The following is a 21932-nucleotide window of genomic DNA, read 5'->3' as shown; positions in this document are numbered from 1 at the left end:
TCAGGAGAGTGCCGCCCTTCGGCGTTCGGTCCAGCGAGCAGAGGTCCGCGCCGGCCTCAGTACGCGCCGAAGACGTTGTCCATGGAGCCGTACTTGTCGGCCGCGTAGTTGCAGGCGGCGGTGATGTTGGCGACCGGGTCGTAGATGTCCCAGGAGGTGCCGGGGACGTGGTAGGCCTTGAAGGTCGGCGGGATGACCTGGAGCAGGCCCTTCGACGGGACGCCGTTGATGGCGTTGATGTCCCAGTTGTTGATCGCCTTCGGGTTACCCGAGGACTCCCGGATGATGTTGCGCTTGATGCCGTCGTAGGAGCCGGGGATGCCGTGCTTCTTCATGACGTCGAGCGACTCGCGGATCCAGCCGTCGAGGTTGTTCGGGTAGGTCTTCGCGGCGGCCTTCTTGACCTGGGCGCGCTTGGCGTCCCGGCTCGCGGCCTCCTTGGCCTTGCGCGCGGCCTCGGCCTTCTTCTTCGCGGCCTCGGCGGCGGCCTTCTTCTTGGCGGCGGCAGCGGCGTCGGCCTTCTTCTTCGCCGCGATCTGCTCCGCCTTCACCGTGGCACTGGCCATCTGGTCGGTGACGCTGGCCTTGACGTCCTTGATCTGCTCGGTGCTGAACGCCACCGCAGCCGGCTGAGCGGCCTCGGTCGTGGTCTTGGTCGACGCACCGCTCGGCACCGCGGAGAGACCGATGGCGGCGGCGCCGAGGGTGGCGACACCCGCCATGGCGATCTTGTGGTGACGGGTCAGGGTACGACTACGGCCACGGCTGAAGATGTTCTTGGGCATGGTGGTGGGACCTCTTCGAATAGCGCGGGAGTCGCTCGGCGTCCGGCGTTGGACGGTTGTGTTTCCGACACGAACGCCGCGGGGAAGAACCCACGGCGCTGAGCGACGCCAGCAATTCTTAGCGGCCGCAAAATGGCGTGGCAAAGGTGTGACGTACGAAGCCCGATAGTGGATCAGGGAGGGGCAAATCGGGGCAGATTGGACCGTATGTGCCGCTCAAAAGGTGGGGCTTTGTCTCCTACGCCCTTTCGTACGTGACGTGGGTCCTATGCGCGGGCTCACATCGGAAGGGGCGCGGTCTCACCGCTGGTTGCACAAGCGATGCTCTGTGTGAGGGGCCTGCCACGGTCCTCCACAGCCCCTCCTACGGCAGGACGAGGTGCACGTCCCCGAACTCGTGCCACAGGTAGCGGCCCTGGAGCGCGGCCTCGTAGCCACGCTCGATCGCCTCTCGCCCCGCGATCGCCTCCAGCATCAGCAGATGCGAGGCCTCCGGCTCGTGCAGCCCGGTCAGCAGCCCGTCCACCACCCGCACCCCGCGCTCCGGCGTGACGACGAGATCCGTCCACCCCGCACGCGCGCGTACGACCCCGTCGGCGCCCACCGCCGACTCCACGGCCCGCACCGCCGTCGTACCGATCGCCACGACCCGGCCTCCACCGGCCTTCGCGGCGTTGATCAGCCGCGCCGACGCCTCGGGCACCGCGAAGCGCTCCGGATACGGCGGCTCGTGCGCCTCCGCCGACGCCACCCCCGTATGCAGCGTGACCGGCGCGAACTGCACCCCCCGGCTCACCAGCTCCGCCACCAGCCGCGCCGTGAAGGGCCGCGCCGCACTCGGCATCTCCGCACTGCCCGCCCCGTCGGGAGACGGCAGCGCGAACACCGTCTGGTACATGGACAGCGGCTGTTCGCGCTCCGTGTAGGCGTAGCGAATGGGCCGCCCGTGCTCCCGCAGCAGCCCCGGCACGTCAGGCCCGGCGGCCCGCGCCCACCACAGCCGTTCGCTCCGCCCGCTCAGCGGCTCCTCCAGAACCAGCCGCCCACCTCCCGGCAGGCACACCTCCGTACCCGCGGGCCCTCCCGCACGCGGGCGCGTGGTGCCCCGCCCGTCCGGATCCCGCAGCTCCACCGCCCAGCGGCCGTCATCCCCGCGGGTGGAGAAGTGCACCACCACGCGCGCGTGCCCGATCCGCCCGTCGACGGCCGCCGCCAGCGTGGCCGAGGTGTTGACCACGAGCAGATCCCCCGCCCGCAACAGCCGCGGCAGCTCCCTGAACGTGTGATGCGCCACCTCCGCACCACGCGACACCAGCATCCGCACGGCGTCCCGCTCCGGTCCGGCCCCCCGCTGTTCCACCGGAACCCGGGCCGCCAGCTCCTCCGGTACCCGCACGGTCAGCGTCATCGGACCCCGTCCAGCAGAGCCGGAGCCCCGTACCGCCCGCTCGCCGGCCGCTCGTCCAGCAGCCGCAGGAACCCTGGCACCACAGTCGCCGGCTCCGGCCGCGGATCGTGATCGTCCGGTACGGCCGCCGCGTACAGGTCCGTGGCCATGTCGCCGGGATCCACCGCCCAGACCCGCAGCCCCGGCTCCTCCACGGCGAGCACCGCCGCGAGATGGTCCAGTGCCGCCTTGGACGCCCCGTAGCCGCCCCAGGTCTCATACGCCTCGGCGGCCGCGTCCGAACTGATCCCGATGACCGTGCCCGCCTCCGAGGCCCGCAGCAGCGGCAGCGCCTCCTGGACCAGGCCGAGACCCGCCACCAGGTTCACCTCCAGCGCCCGCCGCAGCCCCTCCAGGGGCAGCTCCTCCAGCCGCACCAGCGGCTCGGCGCCCAGCGCGCTCGCGTTGTGCACCAGCAGGTCGACACCGCCGAGCCGCCACGCCGCCGACACCAGTGCAGCACGGTGCGCGGCGTCCGTGACGTCCCCGGGCAGGGCGGTCACGCACGCGCCGTGCGCGGAGACGGCCTCTGCCGCGTCCCTCAGGGCCTCGGCGCCCCTGGCGTCGAGCACCAGATCCCAGCCCCGCCCGGCCAGGGCCTCCGCGAGCGCCCGGCCCAGGCCCTTCGAGGCCCCGGTGATGATCGCAACCGGCATGGTCCACTCCCTCGTCGTGATCGTGTGCCCTCAACGTAGGAACGGGCCCACCCGGACCGCCTCGGACGCGGGCCGCAGACCACCGGGTCCCTTCGCCCTACGCCCACGGCCCGGCGCCCCCGTCCTACGCCACGTCGCCCGGACGCGTCCGCCCCGCGACCTAGGCCCACCGGACCGGACGCCCGCCGCCAGTGGTCCGATCCGCGCTGTCACAGCCCGCCGGTACCGTGAGGACATGAGTCACGGTCCCCGGTCCGGCCTCGCCGCGGTGAGCTCCGCGCTGCTGGCCATGAGCAGGCATCTCGAGGTGCGCGACGTCCTCAAGACGATCGTCGCCTCGGCCCGCGAGCTGCTCGACGCGCAGTACGCCGCGCTCGGCGTCCCGGACGACCACGGCGGCTTCGCCCAGTTCGTGGTCGACGGCGTCAGCGAGGAGCAGTGGAAGGCCATCGGCCCGCTCCCGCGCCAGCACGGCATTCTCGCCGCGATGCTGCACGAGGCCAGGGCCGAGCGCCTCGCCGACGTCCGCAAGGACCCCCGCTTCGAGGGCTGGCCGAGCGCCCACCCCGACCTGGTCGACTTCCTGGGCCTGCCGATCCGCGACGGCGACGAGGTCATCGGCGCGCTCTTCCTGGCGAACAAGAACTGCCCGAAACCCGACGGTGGCTGCGGCTTCACCCAGGACGACGAGGAACTGCTCGGCATCCTCGCCCAGCACGCGGCGATCGCCCTCACCAACGCCCGCCTCTACGAACGCAGCCGCGAACTCACCATCGCCGAGGAACGCTCCCGCCTCGCCCACGAACTGCACGACGCGGTCAGCCAGAAGCTCTTCTCCCTCCGCCTGACCGCCCAGGCCGCGGCCCGCCTGGTGGACCGGGACCCCTCCCGCGCCAAGGGCGAACTCCAGCAGGTGGCGACTCTCGCCGCCGAGGCCGCCGACGAACTGCGCGCCGCCGTCGTCGAGTTGCGCCCCGCCGCCCTCGACGAGGACGGCCTCGTGGCCACCCTCCGGACGCAGGTCCAGGTCCTCGACCGCGCCCACTCCGCCCGCGTCACCTTCGCCGGCCGCGGTGTGAAGGCCCTGCCCGCCTCCCAGGAGGAGGCCGTCCTGCGCGTCGCCCAGGAGGCCCTGCACAACGCCCTGCGCCACTCCGGCGCCGACCACGTGGACGTGACCCTGGACCGCCGCGGCAGCGGAGCCGTCCTGCGGGTCACGGACGACGGCAGCGGCTTTGACCCGAGGGCGGTCCGCCGCGCGGGGCGCCATCTGGGCCTGGTCTCGATGCGGGACCGGGCGAGCGGGGCCGGCGGCACGCTGACCGTGGAATCGGCGCCCGGCAAGGGCACCACGATCGAGATGGAGGTCCCCGGTGGCTGACGCAATCAAGGTGCTGCTCGTCGACGACCACCAGGTCGTCCGCCGGGGCCTGCGCACGTTCCTCGAGGTACAGGACGACATCGAGGTCGTCGGCGAGGCGGCGGACGGCGCCGAAGGCGTCGACCGCGCGGAGGAGCTGCGGCCCGACGTCATCCTCATGGATGTCAAGATGCCGGGCATGGACGGCGTCGACGCGCTGCGCAGACTCCGCGAACTGGACAACCCCGCGCGCGTGCTGATCGTCACCAGCTTCACCGAGCAGCGCACGGTGGTCCCGGCCCTGCGCGCGGGCGCCGCCGGCTACGTCTACAAGGACGTCGACCCCGACGCCCTCGCCGGAGCCATCCGCTCCATCCATGCCGGACACATCCTCCTCCAGCCGGAGGTCGCCGACGCCCTGCTGTCCCAGGAGCAGGCCAACTCGAGTCCGGGGAGGGCCGGTTCGCTCACCGACCGGGAGCGTGAGGTGCTCGGCCTGATAGCGGACGGCCGCTCCAACCGGGAGATCGCCCGCGCCCTCGTGCTCTCCGAGAAGACCGTCAAGACCCATGTCTCGAACATCCTGATGAAACTCGACCTGGCCGACCGAACGCAGGCCGCCCTGTGGGCCGTTCGCCATGGCGTGGCCGGCTGACACGCTCACCCCACGGCAACACGGAAGGTTGCGTTCCGGACCGAGATTCATACTGTCGTGGGAACGTCCCCCAAATGGCGCATCCTCGGTGGAACTCCGCCGTTCTCCAGTGCGTGCTGCGGCGCCTGCCGCGGCAATCGCAAGGAGGGCTCAGAAGTGAAGAACCTGAAGAAGGCCGCTGCCGTGACGATGGTGACCGGTGGCCTGCTGGCCGCAGGCGCGGGCATCGCCTCCGCCACCAGCGCGCACGCCGACGGCCAGGCCGCGGGCTCCCCGGGCGTAGGCTCGGGCAACGTCGTCCAGGCTCCGGTGCACGTCCCGGTCAACGTGTCCGGCAACAGCGTGAACGTCGTGGGTGTCCTGAACCCCGCCTTCGGCAACCACGCCGTCAACCACTGACACCCCACCTCCGTCTCCGAGCCGGAGGTGACCCCGGCCTCCCAGCAACGCCTGGGAGGCCGGTCCGCTCAGCTGCGCCCACTCGTGCCGCTGGGGCGGCACGGGTGGGCGCAGGCGGAACCACCCCGCTCCGCCCTCAGCCTCAACGCCGAGCACCAGAACAGCCCCCAGTCACCGCACCCCCCGCTCCCGCTCCTCCACAACGGAGTTGTACGCCGCGACCTGCGCCCGCCGAGCCGTCCGCTCCACCGGCCGCAACGCCTCCCTCCGGGCAGAGATCTCAGACGCACTCACCGCACCCCCGGTCCCGCTCTCCGTCGCCACGGTGATCAGCACCCCCACCCGCTGCGCCAACTCCAGCACCCGCACCGCCCGCGACGGATACCCAGGCGCCAACACCTCCCGCCCCCGCTCGGCCCGCGCCCGATACGCATCGACCGCCGCCTCCGCCACCGGCCCCGCCCCGGCCACATCCAGCCGCGTCAGCACGTCGGTCGCGTCCCGGAGCGCCTCCGCCAGCTCCCGCTCCGCCTCACCCAGCGACGGCACATCCGCCGGCGGCGCCTCCCGCACGGGCAGCACGTGCCACACCACCTCGACCTGCACACCCTCGGGCCCCGCCTCGTACACGTCCGGCACCAACCCCAAGGCGGCCCCGTAACAGACCACCGCCTCCTCGGCCTCCAACGCCCGCGCGTTGAACTCCGGCGGCCCGCTCAGCCCCAGCGGATGCCCCGGCGCGGGCAGCGCCACCCGCAGCCCGGTCACCCCGAGCGTCCGCAGCCGCCCCAGTGCGAGTGTCAGCCCGACCTGGCCCGACTCACCCGGCAGCCCCTCCACCCGATGCACCGCGTCCTCGCCGACGATGGCGAGCACGGCGTCATCCGGTGAGACAAGTCCGGCCAAAAGGGCATTTCCCCATGCAGCGAGACGTCCAGCGCGTGGTTCCGTGAGCATGTCCCCACCCTAGGACCCTCCAAGGACCGGACCGAGGGAATGTCCGGGCCGACCGGTGGCGTAGATTTCATGGAGGGCTGCGCCCACCGGCGCGGCGGACCGAGCCACAGGCGTACGCGACAGCCGAGACCGGCCACACTGCAAGGGGAGACAACGCGCTCATGAGCGATGTTCTGGAGCTTCAGGACGTATCCGTGGTCCGCGAGGGCCGGGCTCTGGTGGACCAGGTCTCCTGGTCGGTCAAGGAGGGCGAGCGCTGGGTCATCCTGGGCCCGAACGGCGCCGGCAAGACCACCCTCCTCAACCTCGCTTCCACCTACCTCTTCCCCAGCTCGGGCACCGCCGCCATCCTCGGCGAGACCCTCGGCAGGCCCGGCACCGACGTCTTCGAGCTGCGCCCGCGCATCGGCATGGCCGGCATCGCCATGGCCGACAAGCTCCCCAAGCGCCAGACGGTCCTGGAGACGGTGCTGACCGCCGCGTACGGCATGACCGCCACCTGGCACGAGGACTACGAGGAGATCGACGAACAGCGCGCCCGCGCCTTCCTCGACCGCCTCGGCATGAGCGAGTACCTGGAGCGCAAGTTCGGCACGCTCTCCGAGGGCGAGCGCAAGCGCACCCTCATCGCCCGCGCCCTGATGACCGACCCCGAACTGCTGCTCCTCGACGAGCCCGCCGCCGGCCTCGACCTCGGCGGCCGCGAGGACCTCGTCCGCCGCCTCGGACGTCTCGCCCGCGACCCGATCGCCCCCTCGATGCTCATGGTCACCCACCATGTCGAGGAGATCCCGCCGGGCTTCACGCACGTCCTCATGATCCGCCAGGGCAAGGTGCTGGCCGCCGGCCCGCTGGAGCTCGAACTCACCTCCCGCAACCTCTCCCTCTGCTTCGGCCTCCCGCTCGTCGTCGAACAGGCGGGCGAGCGCTGGACGGCACAGGGCCTCCCGCTGTCCTGACCCGCCCCTCGCCCCACAAATCCCAAAGCAAGAACGGCATTTCACACGCCGGGCGCTCTGTCGGCAACAGGTCCGTCGGACCTACCATGACCATGTGGAAATCGACGCATGGCTGTGGTGGCTGATCGGCGCGACAGCGCTCGGCATCGCGCTCGTGGTCACCGCGATGCCCGAACTCGGCATGCTCGCGGTGGGCGCCATCGGCGCCGCGGTGGTCAGCGGCGTCTTCGGCGGCGGAGCCGTCGCGCAGGTCGTCGTCTTCGCCGTCATCTCGACCGCGGGCATCGCCGTCGTACGGCCCATCGCGAACCGACATCGCGCCCAGCGGCCCCAACTCGCCACCGGCGTCGACGCGTTGAAGGGCAGACAGGCCGTCGTCCTGGAACGTGTCGACGCCTCTGGCGGCCGGATCAAGCTGGCCGGAGAGGTCTGGTCGGCCCGCGCCCTCGACACCGACCGCGCTTACGAAGTAGGCCAGGAAGTAGACGTCGTGGACATCGAGGGAGCCACTGCGATCGTCATGTGACCTCGCAGGACGTAACTGGATGAACTCCTCGCCAGCTACGCGACGGTCTGACAGACTCGACCAGCAAGATCTTCGACAACCATAAGAGCTGCCGAAGGCGCCGAAGCGGAGAAGGGACACGGGGAACGACGATGGAACCGGTCATCATCGTCCTGATCATTCTGGTGGTGTTGGTCTTCATCGCCCTGATCAAGACGATCCAAGTCATCCCACAGGCCAGCGCGGCCATCGTCGAGCGCTTCGGCCGCTACACGCGGACGCTGAACGCCGGCCTCAACATCGTCGTCCCGTTCATCGACACCATCCGCAACCGCATCGACCTGCGCGAACAGGTCGTCCCGTTCCCGCCGCAGCCGGTGATCACCCAGGACAACCTGGTGGTCAACATCGACACGGTCATCTACTACCAGGTGACCGACGCCCGCGCCGCGACATACGAAGTCGCCAGCTACATCCAGGCGATCGAGCAGCTCACGGTCACCACGCTCCGCAACATCATCGGTGGCATGGATCTGGAGCGGACCCTGACCTCCCGCGAGGAGATCAACGCGGCCCTGCGCGGCGTCCTCGACGAGGCCACCGGCAAGTGGGGCATCCGCGTCAACCGCGTCGAACTCAAGGCGATCGAGCCGCCCACCTCCATCCAGGACTCGATGGAGAAGCAGATGCGCGCCGACCGAGACAAGCGCGCCGCGATCCTCCAGGCCGAAGGTGTCCGGCAGTCCGAGATCCTGCGCGCCGAAGGTGAGAAGCAGTCCCAGATCCTGCGCGCCGAAGGTGAGGCCAAGGCAGCCGCACTGCGCGCCGAGGGCGAGGCCCAGGCCGTCCGTACGGTCTTCGAGGCCATCCACGCCGGCGACCCGGACCAGAAGCTGCTCTCCTACCAGTACCTCCAGATGCTCCCCAAGATCGCCGAAGGCGACGCCAACAAGCTCTGGATCGTCCCCAGCGAAATCGGCGACGCCCTCAAGGGCCTCTCCGGCGCCATGGGCAACTTCGGTGGCATGGGCGGCGGTTCCGGCGGCAACTCAGGCGCGTCCGGAGGCGGCGTCCCCGCCCAGGAACGCCGCGAGAAGCCGTCCCTCGACTGACCCGGCACGCATGAAGGGGGCCCGCTTCCCTGGGAAGCGGGCCCCCTTCATGCGACAGCCAGACAGCCAGGCTAGGCCGCAGGCTGGGCCAGCCACTCCGGCAACGCGTCGAAGTCGTCCTGCCCCAGCGCCAGCAGCATCGCGTCCGCCGGAGTCGGCTCGAACGGCTGGCGCAGCAGCGGCATCCCCGCCTCCTCCGGAGTCCGGTTCGCCTTGCGGTGGTTGTCCTCCGCGCACGAGGCCACCGTGTTCAGCCACGTGTCCTGACCGCCCTGCGACCGCGGCACCACGTGGTCGACGGTCGTCGCCCGCCTCCCGCAGTACGCGCACCTGTGCCGGTCCCGGACCAGCACACCCCGCCTCGACCACGGCGCTCGTCTTCGGAAGGGCACCCGTACGTACTGGCAGAGCCTGATCACACGGGGCGCCGGTATGTCGACCGCGGCTCCCCGCATCCGCAGTTCGGGGTGGGCCTGCTCGACGACGGCCTTGTCCTGAAGCACCAGAACGACGGCTCGGTTAAGCGTCACCGTCGACAGCGGCTCGAAGCTCGCGTTGAGTACCAGCGTGTCCCGCATACCAGCCCACCTCCCGTGTGCACCGGCCCACCCCCTGGCGGGCTGGGATCAACTCTGGCCGGGCACGCCGAGATGGACAACGCAATATCTGCTGCTCCCACGGGGGGTGACCCCCGCGACCCCCGGCAACAAAAATGCCCGCTCCTGATCAATTCCAAGACCAGGAGCGGGCAAACGTTCCGTGAACGCTGGGATCGCGGGGCGGTTCGCTCAGCCTTCGGCGGGCACCTCGTACTCACCGATCAGCTGGGCCCGCCCGATCGTGTGGAACCGCAGGTTGAAGCCCACGACAGCGGGCGAAGCCTCCGCATCCGGACCGAGCTTCTCCTGGTCCACGGCGTACACCGTGAACACGTACCGGTGCGGCCCGTCCCCGGGCGGCGGCGCGGCACCGCCGAACTCCTTGCCGCCGTAGTCGTTACGAGCGTGGATCGCACCCTCGGGCAGACCCTCGAGCGTGCCGCTGCCCGCACCCGCCGGCAGCTCGGTCACCGACGCCGGGATGTCGAACAGCACCCAGTGCCAGAACCCGCTGCCCGTCGGGGCATCGGGGTCGTAGCAGGTCACGGCGAAGCTCTTGGTCTCGGGCGGGAAGCCCTCCCACCGCAACTGCGGCGAGGTGTTGCCGGCCGCGTAGACCTGAGCGTCCTGGAGCGTCGCACCCTCCTCGATGTCCTTGCTCGTCACCGTGAACGACGGCACGGACGGATGGAAGTCGTGGGGGAGCGGCCGCCGCTTGAGCTCGGTCACCTCGGTACCTCCTGATCGGTTCTTGCAGTTGATCCCGAGCCTAGGCCCTCTCCTAGAACCAGTTGCGCTTGCTGCCGACCTCAGAGAGCCACTGGTTGATGTACGCCGTCCAGTCGGTTCCCTGGTAGTCGTTGAGCCCCACCTGGAACGAGCGGAAGGTGTCGCTGCCCTCGCTGAACAGACCCGGCTTCTTGTCCATCTCGAGCACCACGTCCATGGCGTGCTCGTCGGCCACGAAGCTCAGCTCCACCTGGTTCAGTCCCCGGTACTGCTGCGGCGGGTAGAACTCGATCTCCTGGTAGAACGGCAGCTTCTGCCGCGTACCCCGGATGACACCGCGCTCCATGTCCGCGTTCTTGAACCGGAAGCCCAGCTGGATGAAGGCGTCCAGGATCGCCTTCTGCGCCGGCAGCGGGTGCACGTTGATCGGGTCCAGGTCACCGGAGTCCACCGCCCGCGCGATCTCCAGCTCCGTGGAGACCCCGATGTGCATCGAGCGCAGCTCCTGCCCGTCGATCGTCGTGATCGGCGTCTCCCACGGGATCTCCAGCCCGAACTGCACCGCGTGCACCGCGTTCGCCTGAAGCTCGAACGCCCCGCCCAGCCGGGACTTCGTGAATTCGATGTCCTGCCTGTACTCCTGGTCGCCGCTCTCCACCTCGACCTTGGCCTGGAGCCCGACCGAGAGCCCCTCGATCTGCTGGTTCACGGACCCGCCCTGAATCCGCACCTCACCCTGGACGACACCGCCCGGCACGACGTTGACCTCGTGCAGCACCGTCTCGACGGAAGCACCGCCGGCCCCCAGGCTCGCGAGCAGCTTCTTGAACGCCATGTCTCTCCCTCTCGCCCACTACGGGTGGATCCTTGATCCCTACAAACGCGATCCGGCCGTGGCCGGTTCCATGCCCTCACCCTGGCAAGGCCGGTGCCCTGAGGCCACCCCGCCGCACCACCCGTCTCCAGTACCCTCGGAGGGCATGATCGCGACCCCCGACCGTACGCCCCTGTCCAGGGAGTTCTTCGACCGGCCCGTCCTCGATGTCGCCCCCGACCTCCTCGGCCGCATCCTGGTACGCACCACCCCGGACGGTCCGATCGCCCTCCGCCTCACAGAGGTCGAGGCCTATGACGGTGAAGACGACCCCGGCTCCCACGCCTATCGCGGCCGCACGGCCCGAAACGGCGTGATGTTCGGTCCCCCCGGGCACGTCTACGTCTATTTCACGTACGGCATGTGGTTCTGCATGAACCTGGTCTGCGGCCCCGAGGGCAAGGCGAGCGCGGTCCTGCTCCGCGCCGGCGAGATCATCGAGGGCGCCGAGCTGGCTCGCACCCGTCGACTCTCGGCCCGCAACGACAAGGAACTGGCCAAAGGCCCGGCCCGCCTGGCCACGGCCCTGGATGTGGACCGCTCCCTCGACGGCACGGACGCCTGCACCTCCGACCCCACGCCCCTGAAGATCCTCACAGGCCCGCCCGTGCCCCGTGACCAGGTACGCAACGGCCCACGCACCGGAGTCGCGGGCGACGGGGGCAACGGCGACATCCACCCCTGGCGCTTCTGGATCGCCAACGACCCGACGGTGAGCCCCTATCGGGCCCATGTCCCGAGGCGCCGCCGAAGTTGACGCGTCCCCGCAAGATGCGTAATGTAGCCCGAGCCGCTTGACCCGGGTACGGCATTCGCCAGCAGCCGGAAGCGGCCAACCCACTACCTAGCGACTCCCCTCAGCAGGGGCGAATTCGGTGTGCTCGCATGCCTGAATTCGGCGCCGACGGACTCGATTATGAGCTGGGCGCGGAATCGGCTAACGTAGTGAATGTCGAAAGGCCGACGAGCGAAAGCCAAGGCCTCCCGGCAAATCCCGCCCGACAGGGAATCGGATCGAGAAAAGGATCTGATAGAGTCGGAAACGCAAGACCGAAGGGAAGCGCCCGGAGGAAAGCCCGAGAGGGTGAGTACAAAGGAAGCGACCGTTCCTTGAGAACTCAACAGCGTGCCAAAAGTCAACGCCAGATATGTTGATACCCCGTCTCCAGCATCTGCTGGGGCGAGGTTCCTTTGAAAAAACACAGCGAGGACGCTGTGAACGGTCGGATTATTCCTCCGACTGTTCCGCTCTCGTGGTGTCGACCGGATTACCGGTACACATTCACGGAGAGTTTGATCCTGGCTCAGGACGAACGCTGGCGGCGTGCTTAACACATGCAAGTCGAACGATGAACCACTTCGGTGGGGATTAGTGGCGAACGGGTGAGTAACACGTGGGCAATCTGCCCTGCACTCTGGGACAAGCCCTGGAAACGGGGTCTAATACCGGATATGAGTCTCCATCGCATGGTGGGGGCTGTAAAGCTCCGGCGGTGCAGGATGAGCCCGCGGCCTATCAGCTTGTTGGTGAGGTAACGGCTCACCAAGGCGACGACGGGTAGCCGGCCTGAGAGGGCGACCGGCCACACTGGGACTGAGACACGGCCCAGACTCCTACGGGAGGCAGCAGTGGGGAATATTGCACAATGGGCGAAAGCCTGATGCAGCGACGCCGCGTGAGGGATGACGGCCTTCGGGTTGTAAACCTCTTTCAGCAGGGAAGAAGCGAAAGTGACGGTACCTGCAGAAGAAGCGCCGGCTAACTACGTGCCAGCAGCCGCGGTAATACGTAGGGCGCGAGCGTTGTCCGGAATTATTGGGCGTAAAGAGCTCGTAGGCGGCTTGTCACGTCGGTTGTGAAAGCCCGGGGCTTAACCCCGGGTCTGCAGTCGATACGGGCAGGCTAGAGTTCGGTAGGGGAGATCGGAATTCCTGGTGTAGCGGTGAAATGCGCAGATATCAGGAGGAACACCGGTGGCGAAGGCGGATCTCTGGGCCGATACTGACGCTGAGGAGCGAAAGCGTGGGGAGCGAACAGGATTAGATACCCTGGTAGTCCACGCCGTAAACGGTGGGCACTAGGTGTGGGCAACATTCCACGTTGTCCGTGCCGCAGCTAACGCATTAAGTGCCCCGCCTGGGGAGTACGGCCGCAAGGCTAAAACTCAAAGGAATTGACGGGGGCCCGCACAAGCGGCGGAGCATGTGGCTTAATTCGACGCAACGCGAAGAACCTTACCAAGGCTTGACATACACCGGAAAACCCTGGAGACAGGGTCCCCCTTGTGGTCGGTGTACAGGTGGTGCATGGCTGTCGTCAGCTCGTGTCGTGAGATGTTGGGTTAAGTCCCGCAACGAGCGCAACCCTTGTCCCGTGTTGCCAGCAGGCCCTTGTGGTGCTGGGGACTCACGGGAGACCGCCGGGGTCAACTCGGAGGAAGGTGGGGACGACGTCAAGTCATCATGCCCCTTATGTCTTGGGCTGCACACGTGCTACAATGGCCGGTACAATGAGCTGCGATACCGCGAGGTGGAGCGAATCTCAAAAAGCCGGTCTCAGTTCGGATTGGGGTCTGCAACTCGACCCCATGAAGTCGGAGTCGCTAGTAATCGCAGATCAGCATTGCTGCGGTGAATACGTTCCCGGGCCTTGTACACACCGCCCGTCACGTCACGAAAGTCGGTAACACCCGAAGCCGGTGGCCCAACCTCCTTGTGGGGAGGGAGCTGTCGAAGGTGGGACTGGCGATTGGGACGAAGTCGTAACAAGGTAGCCGTACCGGAAGGTGCGGCTGGATCACCTCCTTTCTAAGGAGCACTTCTCACCGATCCCTTCGGGGTGAGGTCAGAGGCCAGTACATCAGCGAGTGTCTGATGCTGGTTGCTCATGGGTGGAACGTTGACTACTCGGCCAGGACCTCGGGTCGGAGGCTGCTAGTACTGCTCGTAAGAGCGTGGAACGCACGATCTCCGGGCGGGAGCTGGCCGGGCACGCTGTTGGGTGTCTGAGGGAATGGATTTTTCCTCGGCGCCGGCCCCAGTGAACTCGCCCTCAGGGGTGGGGTGATGGGTGGCTGGTCGTTGTTTGAGAACTGCACAGTGGACGCGAGCATCTGTGGCCAAGTTTTTAAGGGCGCACGGTGGATGCCTTGGCACCAGGAACCGATGAAGGACGTGGGAGGCCACGATAGGCCCCGGGGAGTCGTCAACCAGGCTTTGATCCGGGGGTGTCCGAATGGGGAAACCCGGCAGTCGTCATGGGCTGTCACCCGCTGCTGAACACATAGGCAGTGTGGAGGGAACGCGGGGAAGTGAAACATCTCAGTACCCGCAGGAAGAGAAAACAACCGTGATTCCGGGAGTAGTGGCGAGCGAAACCGGATGAGGCCAAACCGTATGCGTGTGAGACCCGGCAGGGGTTGCGTATACGGGGTTGTGGGATCTCTCTTTCATGGTCTGCCGGCCGTGAGACGAGTCAGAAACCGTTGATGTAGGCGAAGGACATGCGAAAGGTCCGGCGTAGAGGGTAAGACCCCCGTAGTCGAAACGTCAGCGGCTCGTTTGAGAGACACCCAAGTAGCACGGGGCCCGAGAAATCCCGTGTGAATCTGGCGGGACCACCCGCTAAGCCTAAATATTCCCTGGTGACCGATAGCGGATAGTACCGTGAGGGAATGGTGAAAAGTACCCCGGGAGGGGAGTGAAATAGTACCTGAAACCGTGTGCCTACAAGCCGTGGGAGCGTCGGGCAAGCACTTGTGCTTGCCTCGTGACTGCGTGCCTTTTGAAGAATGAGCCTGCGAGTTTGCGGTGTGTTGCGAGGTTAACCCGGGTGGGGTAGCCGTAGCGAAAGCGAGTCCGAATAGGGCGTTTGAGTAGCACGCTCAAGACCCGAAGCGGAGTGATCTAGCCATGGGCAGGTTGAAGCGGAGGTAAGACTTCGTGGAGGACCGAACCCACCAGGGTTGAAAACCTGGGGGATGACCTGTGGTTAGGGGTGAAAGGCCAATCAAACTCCGTGATAGCTGGTTCTCCCCGAAATGCATTTAGGTGCAGCGTCGTGTGTTTCTTGCCGGAGGTAGAGCACTGGATAGGCGATGGGCCCTACCGGGTTACTGACCTTAGCCAAACTCCGAATGCCGGTAAGTGAGAGCGCGGCAGTGAGACTGTGGGGGATAAGCTCCATGGTCGAGAGGGAAACAGCCCAGAGCATCGACTAAGGCCCCTAAGCGTACGCTAAGTGGGAAAGGATGTGGAGTCGCAGAGACAACCAGGAGGTTGGCTTAGAAGCAGCCACCCTTGAAAGAGTGCGTAATAGCTCACTGGTCTAGTGATTCCGCGCCGACAATGTAGCGGGGCTCAAGCGTACCGCCGAAGTCGTGTCATTCATACAACAGCCCCAACGGGTGTGTGGATGGGTAGGGGAGCGTCGTGTGCCGGGTGAAGCAGCCGCGTAAGCGAGTTGTGGACGGTTCACGAGTGAGAATGCAGGCATGAGTAGCGATTCACACGTGAGAAACGTGTGCGCCGATTGACTAAGGGTTCCTGGGTCAAGCTGATCTGCCCAGGGTAAGTCGGGACCTAAGGCGAGGCCGACAGGCGTAGTCGATGGATAACCGGTTGATATTCCGGTACCCGCTGTGAAGCGTCAAACATCGAGCCCGCTGATGCTAAGGCCGTGAAGCCGCCCTGGAGCCTTCGGGCAAAGGGGAGTGGTGGAGCCGCCGGACCAAGGTGGTAGTAGGTGAGTGATGGGGTGACGCAGGAAGGTAGTCCATCCCGGGCGGTGGTTGTCCCGGGGTAAGGGTGTAGGCCGTGCGATAGGTAAATCCGTCGCACTTGTGGCTGAGACCTGATGCCGAGCCGATTGTGGTGAAGTGGATGATCCTATGCTGTCGAGAAAAGCCTCTAGCGAGTTTCATGGCGGCCCGTACCCTAAACCGACTCAGGTGGTCAGGTAGAGAATACCGAGGCGTTCGGGTGAACTATGGTTAAGGAACTCGGCAAAATGCCCCCGTAACTTCGGGAGAAGGGGGGCCACATCCGGTGAGAGGACTTGCTCCTTGAGCTGGGGGTGGCCGCAGAGACCAGCGAGAAGCGACTGTTTACTAAAAACACAGGTCCGTGCGAAGCCGTAAGGCGATGTATACGGACTGACGCCTGCCCGGTGCTGGAACGTTAAGGGGACCGGTTAGCTCACTTTCGGGTGGGCGAAGCTGAGAACTTAAGCGCCAGTAAACGGCGGTGGTAACTATAACCATCCTAAGGTAGCGAAATTCCTTGTCGGGTAAGTTCCGACCTGCACGAATGGCGTAACGACTTCTCGACTGTCTCAACCATAGGCCCGGTGAAATTGCACTACGAGTAAAGATGCTCGTTTCGCGCAGCAGGACGGAAAGACCCCGGGACCTTTACTACAGTTTGATATTGGTGTTCGGTTCGGCTTGTGTAGGATAGCTGGGAGACTGTGAAGCTTGGACGCCAGTTCAGGTGGAGTCGTCGTTGAAATACCAGTCTGGTCGTGCTGGATGTCTAACCTGGGTCCGTGATCCGGATCAGGGACAGTGTCTGATGGGTAGTTTAACTGGGGCGGTTGCCTCCTAAAGGGTAACGGAGGCGCCCAAAGGTTCCCTCAGCCTGGTTGGCAATCAGGTGTTGAGTGTAAGTGCACAAGGGAGCTTGACTGTGAGACCGACGGGTCGAGCAGGGACGAAAGTCGGGACTAGTGATCCGGCGGTGGCTTGTGGAAGCGCCGTCGCTCAACGGATAAAAGGTACCCCGGGGATAACAGGCTGATCTTCCCCAAGAGTCCATATCGACGGGATGGTTTGGCACCTCGATGTCGGCTCGTCGCATCCTGGGGCTGGAGTCGGTCCCAAGGGTTGGGCTGTTCGCCCATTAAAGCGGTACGCGAGCTGGGTTTAGAACGTCGTGAGACAGTTCGGTCCCTATCCGCTGTGCGCGTAGGAGTCTTGAGAAGGGCTGTCCCTAGTACGAGAGGACCGGGACGGACGAACCTCTGGTGTGCCAGTTGTTCTGCCAAGGGCATGGCTGGTTGGCTACGTTCGGGAGGGATAACCGCTGAAAGCATCTAAGCGGGAAGCCTGCTTCGAGATGAGGACTCCCACCCACTTGATGGGGTAAGGCTCCCAGTAGACGACTGGGTTGATAGGCCGGATATGGAAGCACGGTAACGTGTGGAGTTGACCGGTACTAATAGGCCGAGGGCTTGTCCTCAGTTGCTCGCGTCCACTGTGTTAGTTCTGAGACAACGAACAGTTGTCGGCTTTGAGTAGAACAAACAATTGAAGAGTGTGCTTGTTCGCTCGAAACCATTAGGGTTTCGGTGGTTATAGCGTAGGGGAAACGCCCGGTTACATTCCGAACCCGGAAGCTAAGCCTTACAGCGCCGATGGTACTGCAGGGGGGACCCTGTGGGAGAGTAGGACGCCGCCGAACAATCTTTGGAAGGACCCCTGGTCACCAGCGTTCAGCTGGGACCAGGGGTCCTTTTTTGTTTTTGCACTGCGCGCTGGGCACCCGGCTGCGCGAGAATGACTTTGCGGTACCGAAGACAGGAGTCACCATGTCCACCAACTCTCCCGACGACCGACCGGAGCGCGACCAGCAGCGACGGGAGGGGGACCGGAGCGACCGGAGCGACCGCGGCGGTCAGCGCGGGGACCGTGGAGACCGTGGCGGCTTCCGTGGAGGCGACCGAAGCGGTCGAAGCGACCGAGGTGAGCGAAGCGACCGCGGGGAGCGCGGTGGCTTCCGGCGTGACGACAACCGCGGTGGGGGTGGCTACGGCCGGCGCGATGACCGTGACCGAGGGCCGCGCAGGGACGATCGCGACCGCGGCGGGTTCCGGCGTGACGACCGCGGTGACCGTCCGCCCTTCCGGCGTGACGACCGCGGTGACCGCCCCTCCTTCCGGCGTGACGACCGCGGGGGGCGTCCGGACGACCGGGGAGACCGGGGCGGTTTCCGGCGTGATGACAACCGTGGTGGCGGCTACGGCCGGCGCGACGACCGCCGGGGCGATGTCCGACGCGGAGACGACGACCGTGGGCAGCGCGGTGGATTCCGACGGGACGACCGTCGGGACGACAGGCGCGACGACCGTCGCGATGACAGGCGCGATGACAGGCGTGAGAGCGACCGTGGCGGATTCCACCGCCGTGACGACCGCGGAGAGCGCCGGGACAACAGGGACCGTGGCTTCCGCGGTGATGATCGCGACCGCGGATTCCGTGGCGACGACCGGGACCGCGATTTCCGTCGTGATGGCGACCGCGGTGGTTTCCGGGGCCGTGACGACCGACGGGATGACCGTCGCGATGATCGCCGTGGGGACGACCGTGGGGACCGTGGCGGTTTCCGGCGCGATGATGCCCCTCGGGGCGGGCGTGGTGGCTTCCGGCGGGACGACGGTCCTCGTCACGAGCGTGGTGAGTTCCGTCGGGACGACAGCCGCGGCGACCGTGGCGGCTTCCGCGGCCGGGACGACCGTGGTGGGCGCGGGCCGCGGCGCGACGATCGCGGTGGGCGGCCCGGGGGCTTCCGGGGCCGTGATGACCGGCGCGACGACCGTCGTGACGACCGGCGTGGCGGCGGTCGGTTCCGTGACGAGCGCGAGCGGGACAGGGAGCCGATCAAGCGGCTGCCGATCCCCGAGGACGTCACAGGCGAGGAGATCGACAAGGACGTACGGCAGGAGCTCCAGAGCCTGCCCAAGACGCTCGCCGACGACGTCGCCAAGAACTTGGTGATGGTCGCCCGGCTCATCGACGAGGACCCCGAGGGGGCGTACGCCTACTCCAAGGTGGCCCTGCGGCTGGCTTCGCGCGTTGCCGCGGTACGGGAGGCGGGCGGCTTCGCCGCGTACGCGAACCAGAAGTACAGCGAGGCTCTCGCCGAGTTCCGGGCCGCGCGGCGCATGACCGGGAACGTGGACCTGTGGCCTGTCATGGCCGACTGCGAGCGTGGGCTCGGGCGGCCGGAGAAGGCGCTGGACATGGCCGGGGCGCCTGAAGTGCACAAGCTGGACAAGGCCGGGCAGGTCGAGATGCGCCTCGTCGCGGCCGGTGCGCGGCGGGACATGGGGCAGCTGGACGCGGCCATCGTGACGCTTCAGAGCCCGGAGCTGGCCTCCAACTCCGTGCAGCCGTGGACCGCGAGGCTGCGGTACGCCTACGCCGACGCGCTGCTGGCCGCCGGGCGGGAGAGCGAGGCACGGGAGTGGTTCGCGAAGGCCGTCGAGGCCGACCGGGACGGCAGCACGGACGCCTCGGACCGGCTCGCCGAGCTGGACGGGGTGGAGTTCGTGGACGCCCTGGCCGAGGACGAGGGTGAGGGCGGCGACGCCGCCGAGGAGGAGAAGGACTGACATCGCGTAGTACGCGTAGTAGGGGGCGGATTCCGGTCGGGATCCGCCCCCTACGTGTGTCAGAGGTTTGGCGCTTTAGAAATCCAGCGCGCGCAGCACCAGGCCGGAGGCCGGCTTCGGGCCGAACGACGTCGACTTGCGTGGCATGGTGACGCCCTGCCGGGCCAGGGCGCGGACGACCTCCTCGCGGACCGGGTGCATCAGGACGGCCGTACCGCCGTCGCGTTCCGCCTTCGCGACCGTGGCGGCCGTGTCGTGGATGTACGTGATGTGCGCGGGGGAGTCCTCGGGGATGCGCCAGACGTGGTCGAGGAGCGTGGCGTGCAGGACCGTCGCGTCCAGGGTGCGCCAGGCGGTGGGGCGGTCGGCGGGGATCGTACGGGCCAGGAGGTCCGGGTCCGGGCGATCGACGAGGTGGAAGGAACCGTCGCCGGCCAGCAGGAACGCGTTGCCCGCGCAGGCCGCGTCCGCCAGTGTCTCCAGGGCCTCGGACAGCGGGACGTCGAGGCGGCGCACGCGGAAGCGACCGTCCAGGGCGGCCACGGCGTCGGCGACCGGCAGGTCGTGGAGGAGGCGGTGGATGGCGCGGACGCGCAGGGGGTAGCGGGCCGTGTCGACCAGGAGGACCAGCCCGTGGTCCCACGGGCTGGGGGAGGGGTGCTCCGTGCGGAGGCGGCGGTAGGTCGCCCAGCGGTGGTGGCCGTCGGCGATGAGGGCCTGGTGACCGGCGAGGCCGGTGTGGATCGTGGCCAGGTCGGCGGGGGCGGTGACCGACCACAGGCGGTGGCTGAAGCCGTCCTCTGTGGTGGTCGCGAGGAGCGGGGGCTGTTCGGCGGTGCGCTCGATCAGGTCCGCCGTGGCGGTCGTCGCATCGTCGCCGCGGTAGGTGAGCAGGAGAGGTTCGAGGTTCGCGGAGGTGGCCCGCATCAGGGCCGCGCGGTCGGCGACGACGTGCGGCATGACGTCCTCGTGCGGCAGTACCACCTGCTCGGCCGGGTCCGACACGCGCAGGGCGCCGATGACGCCGCGTTGCAGCATGCCGTTGCCGTCCCGCTGCTCGTAGACGTACAGGCCGGGGTCCGGGTCGGTGGTCAGGACGCCCTCGGACACCCAGCGGCGCAGGGTCTTGGCGGCCTGGTCGTTGCGGGCGCTGGGGGTGGCGGCCTCGGGGAGGATCAGGCGGACGATGTTGTGCGGGTCGGCGGACTGGAGATGGTGCACTCCGTCGGGGCGGACGACGACGTCGTACGGCGGTGATGTCACTGCGGCCAGGCTGCCGACCCGGTCGGGGTCGTAGCGAAGGCCTCGGAACGGGGTGAGTTCCAGGCCTCGGCGCTCCGTTGCTTCCGAGTGACCTGCTGTGTTCATCCCGGCATCGTACGGGTGTCAGTGGCATGGGGGATGATCGGGGGAAAGCCGTCGAACGAGGAGCGATGCGGGATGAGCCGGAGCGTCAGGACGAGGCCCGAGGGCAGTGGGCAGGCCCTGAGCGAGGCGTACGACACGGCACTGCTCGATCTGGACGGTGTCGTGTACGCGGGCGGGAGCGCGATCGCGCACGCGGTCGAGTCGCTGGCCACGGCCCGGACGGGCGGGATGCGTCTGGCGTACGTCACCAACAACGCGCTGCGGACTCCGGACACGGTGGCCGAGCACCTGACCGAGCTCGGCATACCGACCGGCGCCGACGAGGTCATCACCTCGGCGCAGGCGGTCGCGAGGCTGATCAGCGAGCAGGTGCCGCAGGGGGCCCGTGTGCTGGTGGTCGGCGGTGAGGGCCTGCGGGTGGCGCTGCGCGAGCGCGGGCTCGTGCCCGTGGAGTCGGCGGACGACGATCCGGCGGCGGTGGTGCAGGGGTACGGCGGTCCCGAGCTGCCGTGGGGCCGTTTCGCGGAGGCGAGTTACGCCGTCGCGCGCGGTGTGCCCTGGTTCGCCTCGAACACCGACCTGACGATTCCGAGCGGGCGTGGGATCGCGCCGGGCAACGGCGCGGCAGTTGAGGTCGTGCGGATCGCGACGGGCGCCGAGCCGCAGGTCGCGGGCAAGCCGCTGCCTCCGATGCACCGGGAGACCATCCTGCGGACCGGGGCGAAGCGGCCGCTGGTGGTGGGGGACCGGCTGGACACGGACATCGAGGGCGCGCACAACGGGGACGTCGACTCGCTGCTCGTCCTGACCGGGGTGACCGACGGCGCGCAGCTGCTGGCCGCGCCGCCGCAGCACCGGCCGACGTATGTGGACGCCGATCTGCGCGGGATGCTCAGCGGCCAGCCGGATGTCGTCGCGGCGGACGACGGCGGGTTTCGGTGCGGTGGCTGGACGGCGGCGGTTGGCGCGGACCGGCTGGAGCTCGAAGGGGAGGGCGAGGCGCTGGACGGGCTGCGCGCGTTGTGCGCCGCGGCGTGGACGGCCGCCGGTGCGGGTGTGTGCGAGCTGGACGGGGCGAAGTCGCTGGCGAGGCTGGGCCATTGAGCGCCCGTCGGGTCCGCGGTTCTGAGCACCGGTT

Annotated in this window: 18 protein-coding genes and 3 rRNA genes; 13 read left to right on the top strand and 8 right to left on the bottom strand. The window is 67.7% G+C overall.

The genetic code is table 11. The annotated features are described in order from the left end of the window. Nucleotides 1–56: 56 nt before the first annotated feature. The 3 genes from V8690_RS08710 to V8690_RS08700 all read right to left on the bottom strand — a co-directional run bounded on the left by V8690_RS08710 (nucleotide 57) and on the right by V8690_RS08700 (nucleotide 2888). Nucleotides 57–785 carry a transglycosylase SLT domain-containing protein gene (locus tag V8690_RS08710; protein WP_338777057.1) on the bottom strand — a complete coding sequence of 243 codons (729 nt, stop codon included), beginning with the start codon at nucleotides 783–785 and terminating at the stop codon, nucleotides 57–59. 364 nt (nucleotides 786–1149) lie between these two features. Beyond that, entirely contained in the window at nucleotides 1150–2193 is a 1044-nt protein-coding gene (locus tag V8690_RS08705) for an S-adenosylmethionine:tRNA ribosyltransferase-isomerase (RefSeq protein WP_338777056.1), read from the bottom strand. Further along, nucleotides 2190–2888 (bottom strand): SDR family oxidoreductase, encoded by a 699-nt coding sequence (locus V8690_RS08700; RefSeq protein ID WP_338777055.1) that lies wholly within the window; start codon nucleotides 2886–2888, stop codon nucleotides 2190–2192. The genes V8690_RS08705 and V8690_RS08700 overlap by 4 nt, the downstream gene beginning before the upstream one ends. A gap of 235 nt (nucleotides 2889–3123) precedes the next feature. Between V8690_RS08700 and V8690_RS08695 the strand changes: the two genes are divergently transcribed. From V8690_RS08695 to V8690_RS08685, 3 genes are all read left to right on the top strand, one after another. Then, nucleotides 3124–4269, top strand: a complete 1146-nt coding sequence (locus V8690_RS08695; protein ID WP_338777053.1) for a GAF domain-containing sensor histidine kinase — start codon at nucleotides 3124–3126, stop codon at nucleotides 4267–4269. Then, nucleotides 4262–4903 (top strand): response regulator transcription factor, encoded by a 642-nt coding sequence (locus tag V8690_RS08690; RefSeq protein ID WP_338777051.1) that lies wholly within the window; start codon nucleotides 4262–4264, stop codon nucleotides 4901–4903. Before V8690_RS08695 ends, V8690_RS08690 begins: the two co-directional genes overlap by 8 nt. Before the next feature lie 156 nt (nucleotides 4904–5059). Continuing rightward, nucleotides 5060–5302, top strand: coding sequence for a chaplin (locus tag V8690_RS08685; protein ID WP_338777049.1), 243 nt, complete (start codon nucleotides 5060–5062; stop codon nucleotides 5300–5302). Nucleotides 5303–5473: 171 nt separating this feature from the next. Here the strand turns inward: V8690_RS08685 and V8690_RS08680 are convergent, their stop codons facing one another. After that, on the bottom strand, nucleotides 5474–6259 hold the full coding sequence (locus V8690_RS08680) for a hypothetical protein (RefSeq protein ID WP_338777047.1): 786 nt from the start codon (nucleotides 6257–6259) through the stop codon (nucleotides 5474–5476). A 161-nt stretch (nucleotides 6260–6420) separates the two neighbouring features. Between V8690_RS08680 and V8690_RS08675 the strand changes: the two genes are divergently transcribed. The 3 genes from V8690_RS08675 (at nucleotide 6421) to V8690_RS08665 (ending at nucleotide 8835) form a co-directional block, all read left to right on the top strand. Beyond that, nucleotides 6421–7218, top strand: coding sequence for an ABC transporter ATP-binding protein (locus tag V8690_RS08675; protein ID WP_059423446.1), 798 nt, complete (start codon nucleotides 6421–6423; stop codon nucleotides 7216–7218). Nucleotides 7219–7312: 94 nt separating this feature from the next. Further along, nucleotides 7313–7744, top strand: coding sequence for an NfeD family protein (locus V8690_RS08670; RefSeq protein ID WP_086847490.1), 432 nt, complete (start codon nucleotides 7313–7315; stop codon nucleotides 7742–7744). Between the two features lie 131 nt (nucleotides 7745–7875). Continuing rightward, nucleotides 7876–8835 (top strand): SPFH domain-containing protein, encoded by a 960-nt coding sequence (locus tag V8690_RS08665; protein WP_059423441.1) that lies wholly within the window; start codon nucleotides 7876–7878, stop codon nucleotides 8833–8835. A gap of 71 nt (nucleotides 8836–8906) precedes the next feature. Here the strand turns inward: V8690_RS08665 and V8690_RS08660 are convergent, their stop codons facing one another. From V8690_RS08660 to V8690_RS08650, 3 genes are all read right to left on the bottom strand, one after another. Next, complete coding sequence (locus V8690_RS08660) at nucleotides 8907–9413, bottom strand: HNH endonuclease (protein WP_114251210.1); 507 nt, start codon at nucleotides 9411–9413, stop codon at nucleotides 8907–8909. Nucleotides 9414–9623: 210 nt separating this feature from the next. Next, nucleotides 9624–10163, bottom strand: a complete 540-nt coding sequence (locus tag V8690_RS08655) for a YbhB/YbcL family Raf kinase inhibitor-like protein (protein WP_338777036.1) — start codon at nucleotides 10161–10163, stop codon at nucleotides 9624–9626. A gap of 52 nt (nucleotides 10164–10215) precedes the next feature. After that, entirely contained in the window at nucleotides 10216–10998 is a 783-nt protein-coding gene (locus V8690_RS08650; protein WP_338777034.1) for a sporulation protein, read from the bottom strand. Between the two features lie 145 nt (nucleotides 10999–11143). Between V8690_RS08650 and V8690_RS08645 the strand changes: the two genes are divergently transcribed. The 6 genes from V8690_RS08645 (at nucleotide 11144) to V8690_RS08620 (ending at nucleotide 19426) form a co-directional block, all read left to right on the top strand. After that, nucleotides 11144–11794 (top strand): DNA-3-methyladenine glycosylase, encoded by a 651-nt coding sequence (locus tag V8690_RS08645; protein ID WP_338777032.1) that lies wholly within the window; start codon nucleotides 11144–11146, stop codon nucleotides 11792–11794. A 524-nt stretch (nucleotides 11795–12318) separates the two neighbouring features. Further along, a 16S ribosomal RNA gene (locus V8690_RS08640) occupies nucleotides 12319–13845 on the top strand. A gap of 309 nt (nucleotides 13846–14154) precedes the next feature. Beyond that, a 23S ribosomal RNA gene (locus V8690_RS08635) occupies nucleotides 14155–17274 on the top strand. Nucleotides 17275–17379: 105 nt separating this feature from the next. Then, nucleotides 17380–17496, top strand: a 5S ribosomal RNA gene (rrf, locus tag V8690_RS08630). The 16S, 23S and 5S rRNA genes sit together here, the layout of an rRNA operon. A gap of 227 nt (nucleotides 17497–17723) precedes the next feature. After that, the gene (locus V8690_RS08625) at nucleotides 17724–18809 is read left to right on the top strand and encodes a hypothetical protein (RefSeq protein ID WP_338785666.1); all 1086 of its coding nucleotides are present in this window, start codon (nucleotides 17724–17726) and stop codon (nucleotides 18807–18809) included. Then, complete coding sequence (locus V8690_RS08620) at nucleotides 18701–19426, top strand: hypothetical protein (protein WP_338785290.1); 726 nt, start codon at nucleotides 18701–18703, stop codon at nucleotides 19424–19426. Before V8690_RS08625 ends, V8690_RS08620 begins: the two co-directional genes overlap by 109 nt. Before the next feature lie 75 nt (nucleotides 19427–19501). On the opposite strand, the gene V8690_RS08615 is transcribed toward V8690_RS08620, so the two are convergent. Beyond that, the gene (locus V8690_RS08615; RefSeq protein WP_338777030.1) at nucleotides 19502–20794 is read right to left on the bottom strand and encodes a DUF1015 domain-containing protein; all 1293 of its coding nucleotides are present in this window, start codon (nucleotides 20792–20794) and stop codon (nucleotides 19502–19504) included. A 72-nt stretch (nucleotides 20795–20866) separates the two neighbouring features. On the opposite strand from V8690_RS08615, the gene V8690_RS08610 reads away from it, so the two are divergent. Then, nucleotides 20867–21898: an HAD hydrolase-like protein gene (locus V8690_RS08610; protein ID WP_338777029.1), complete on the top strand. Its 1032-nt coding sequence runs from the start codon at nucleotides 20867–20869 to the stop codon at nucleotides 21896–21898. The last annotated feature ends 34 nt before the right edge of the window (nucleotides 21899–21932 follow it).

This window comes from Streptomyces sp. DG1A-41 (assembly GCF_037055355.1).
Classification (GTDB): domain Bacteria; phylum Actinomycetota; class Actinomycetes; order Streptomycetales; family Streptomycetaceae; genus Streptomyces.
This window is presented reverse-complemented; position numbering and strand designations above follow the sequence as displayed.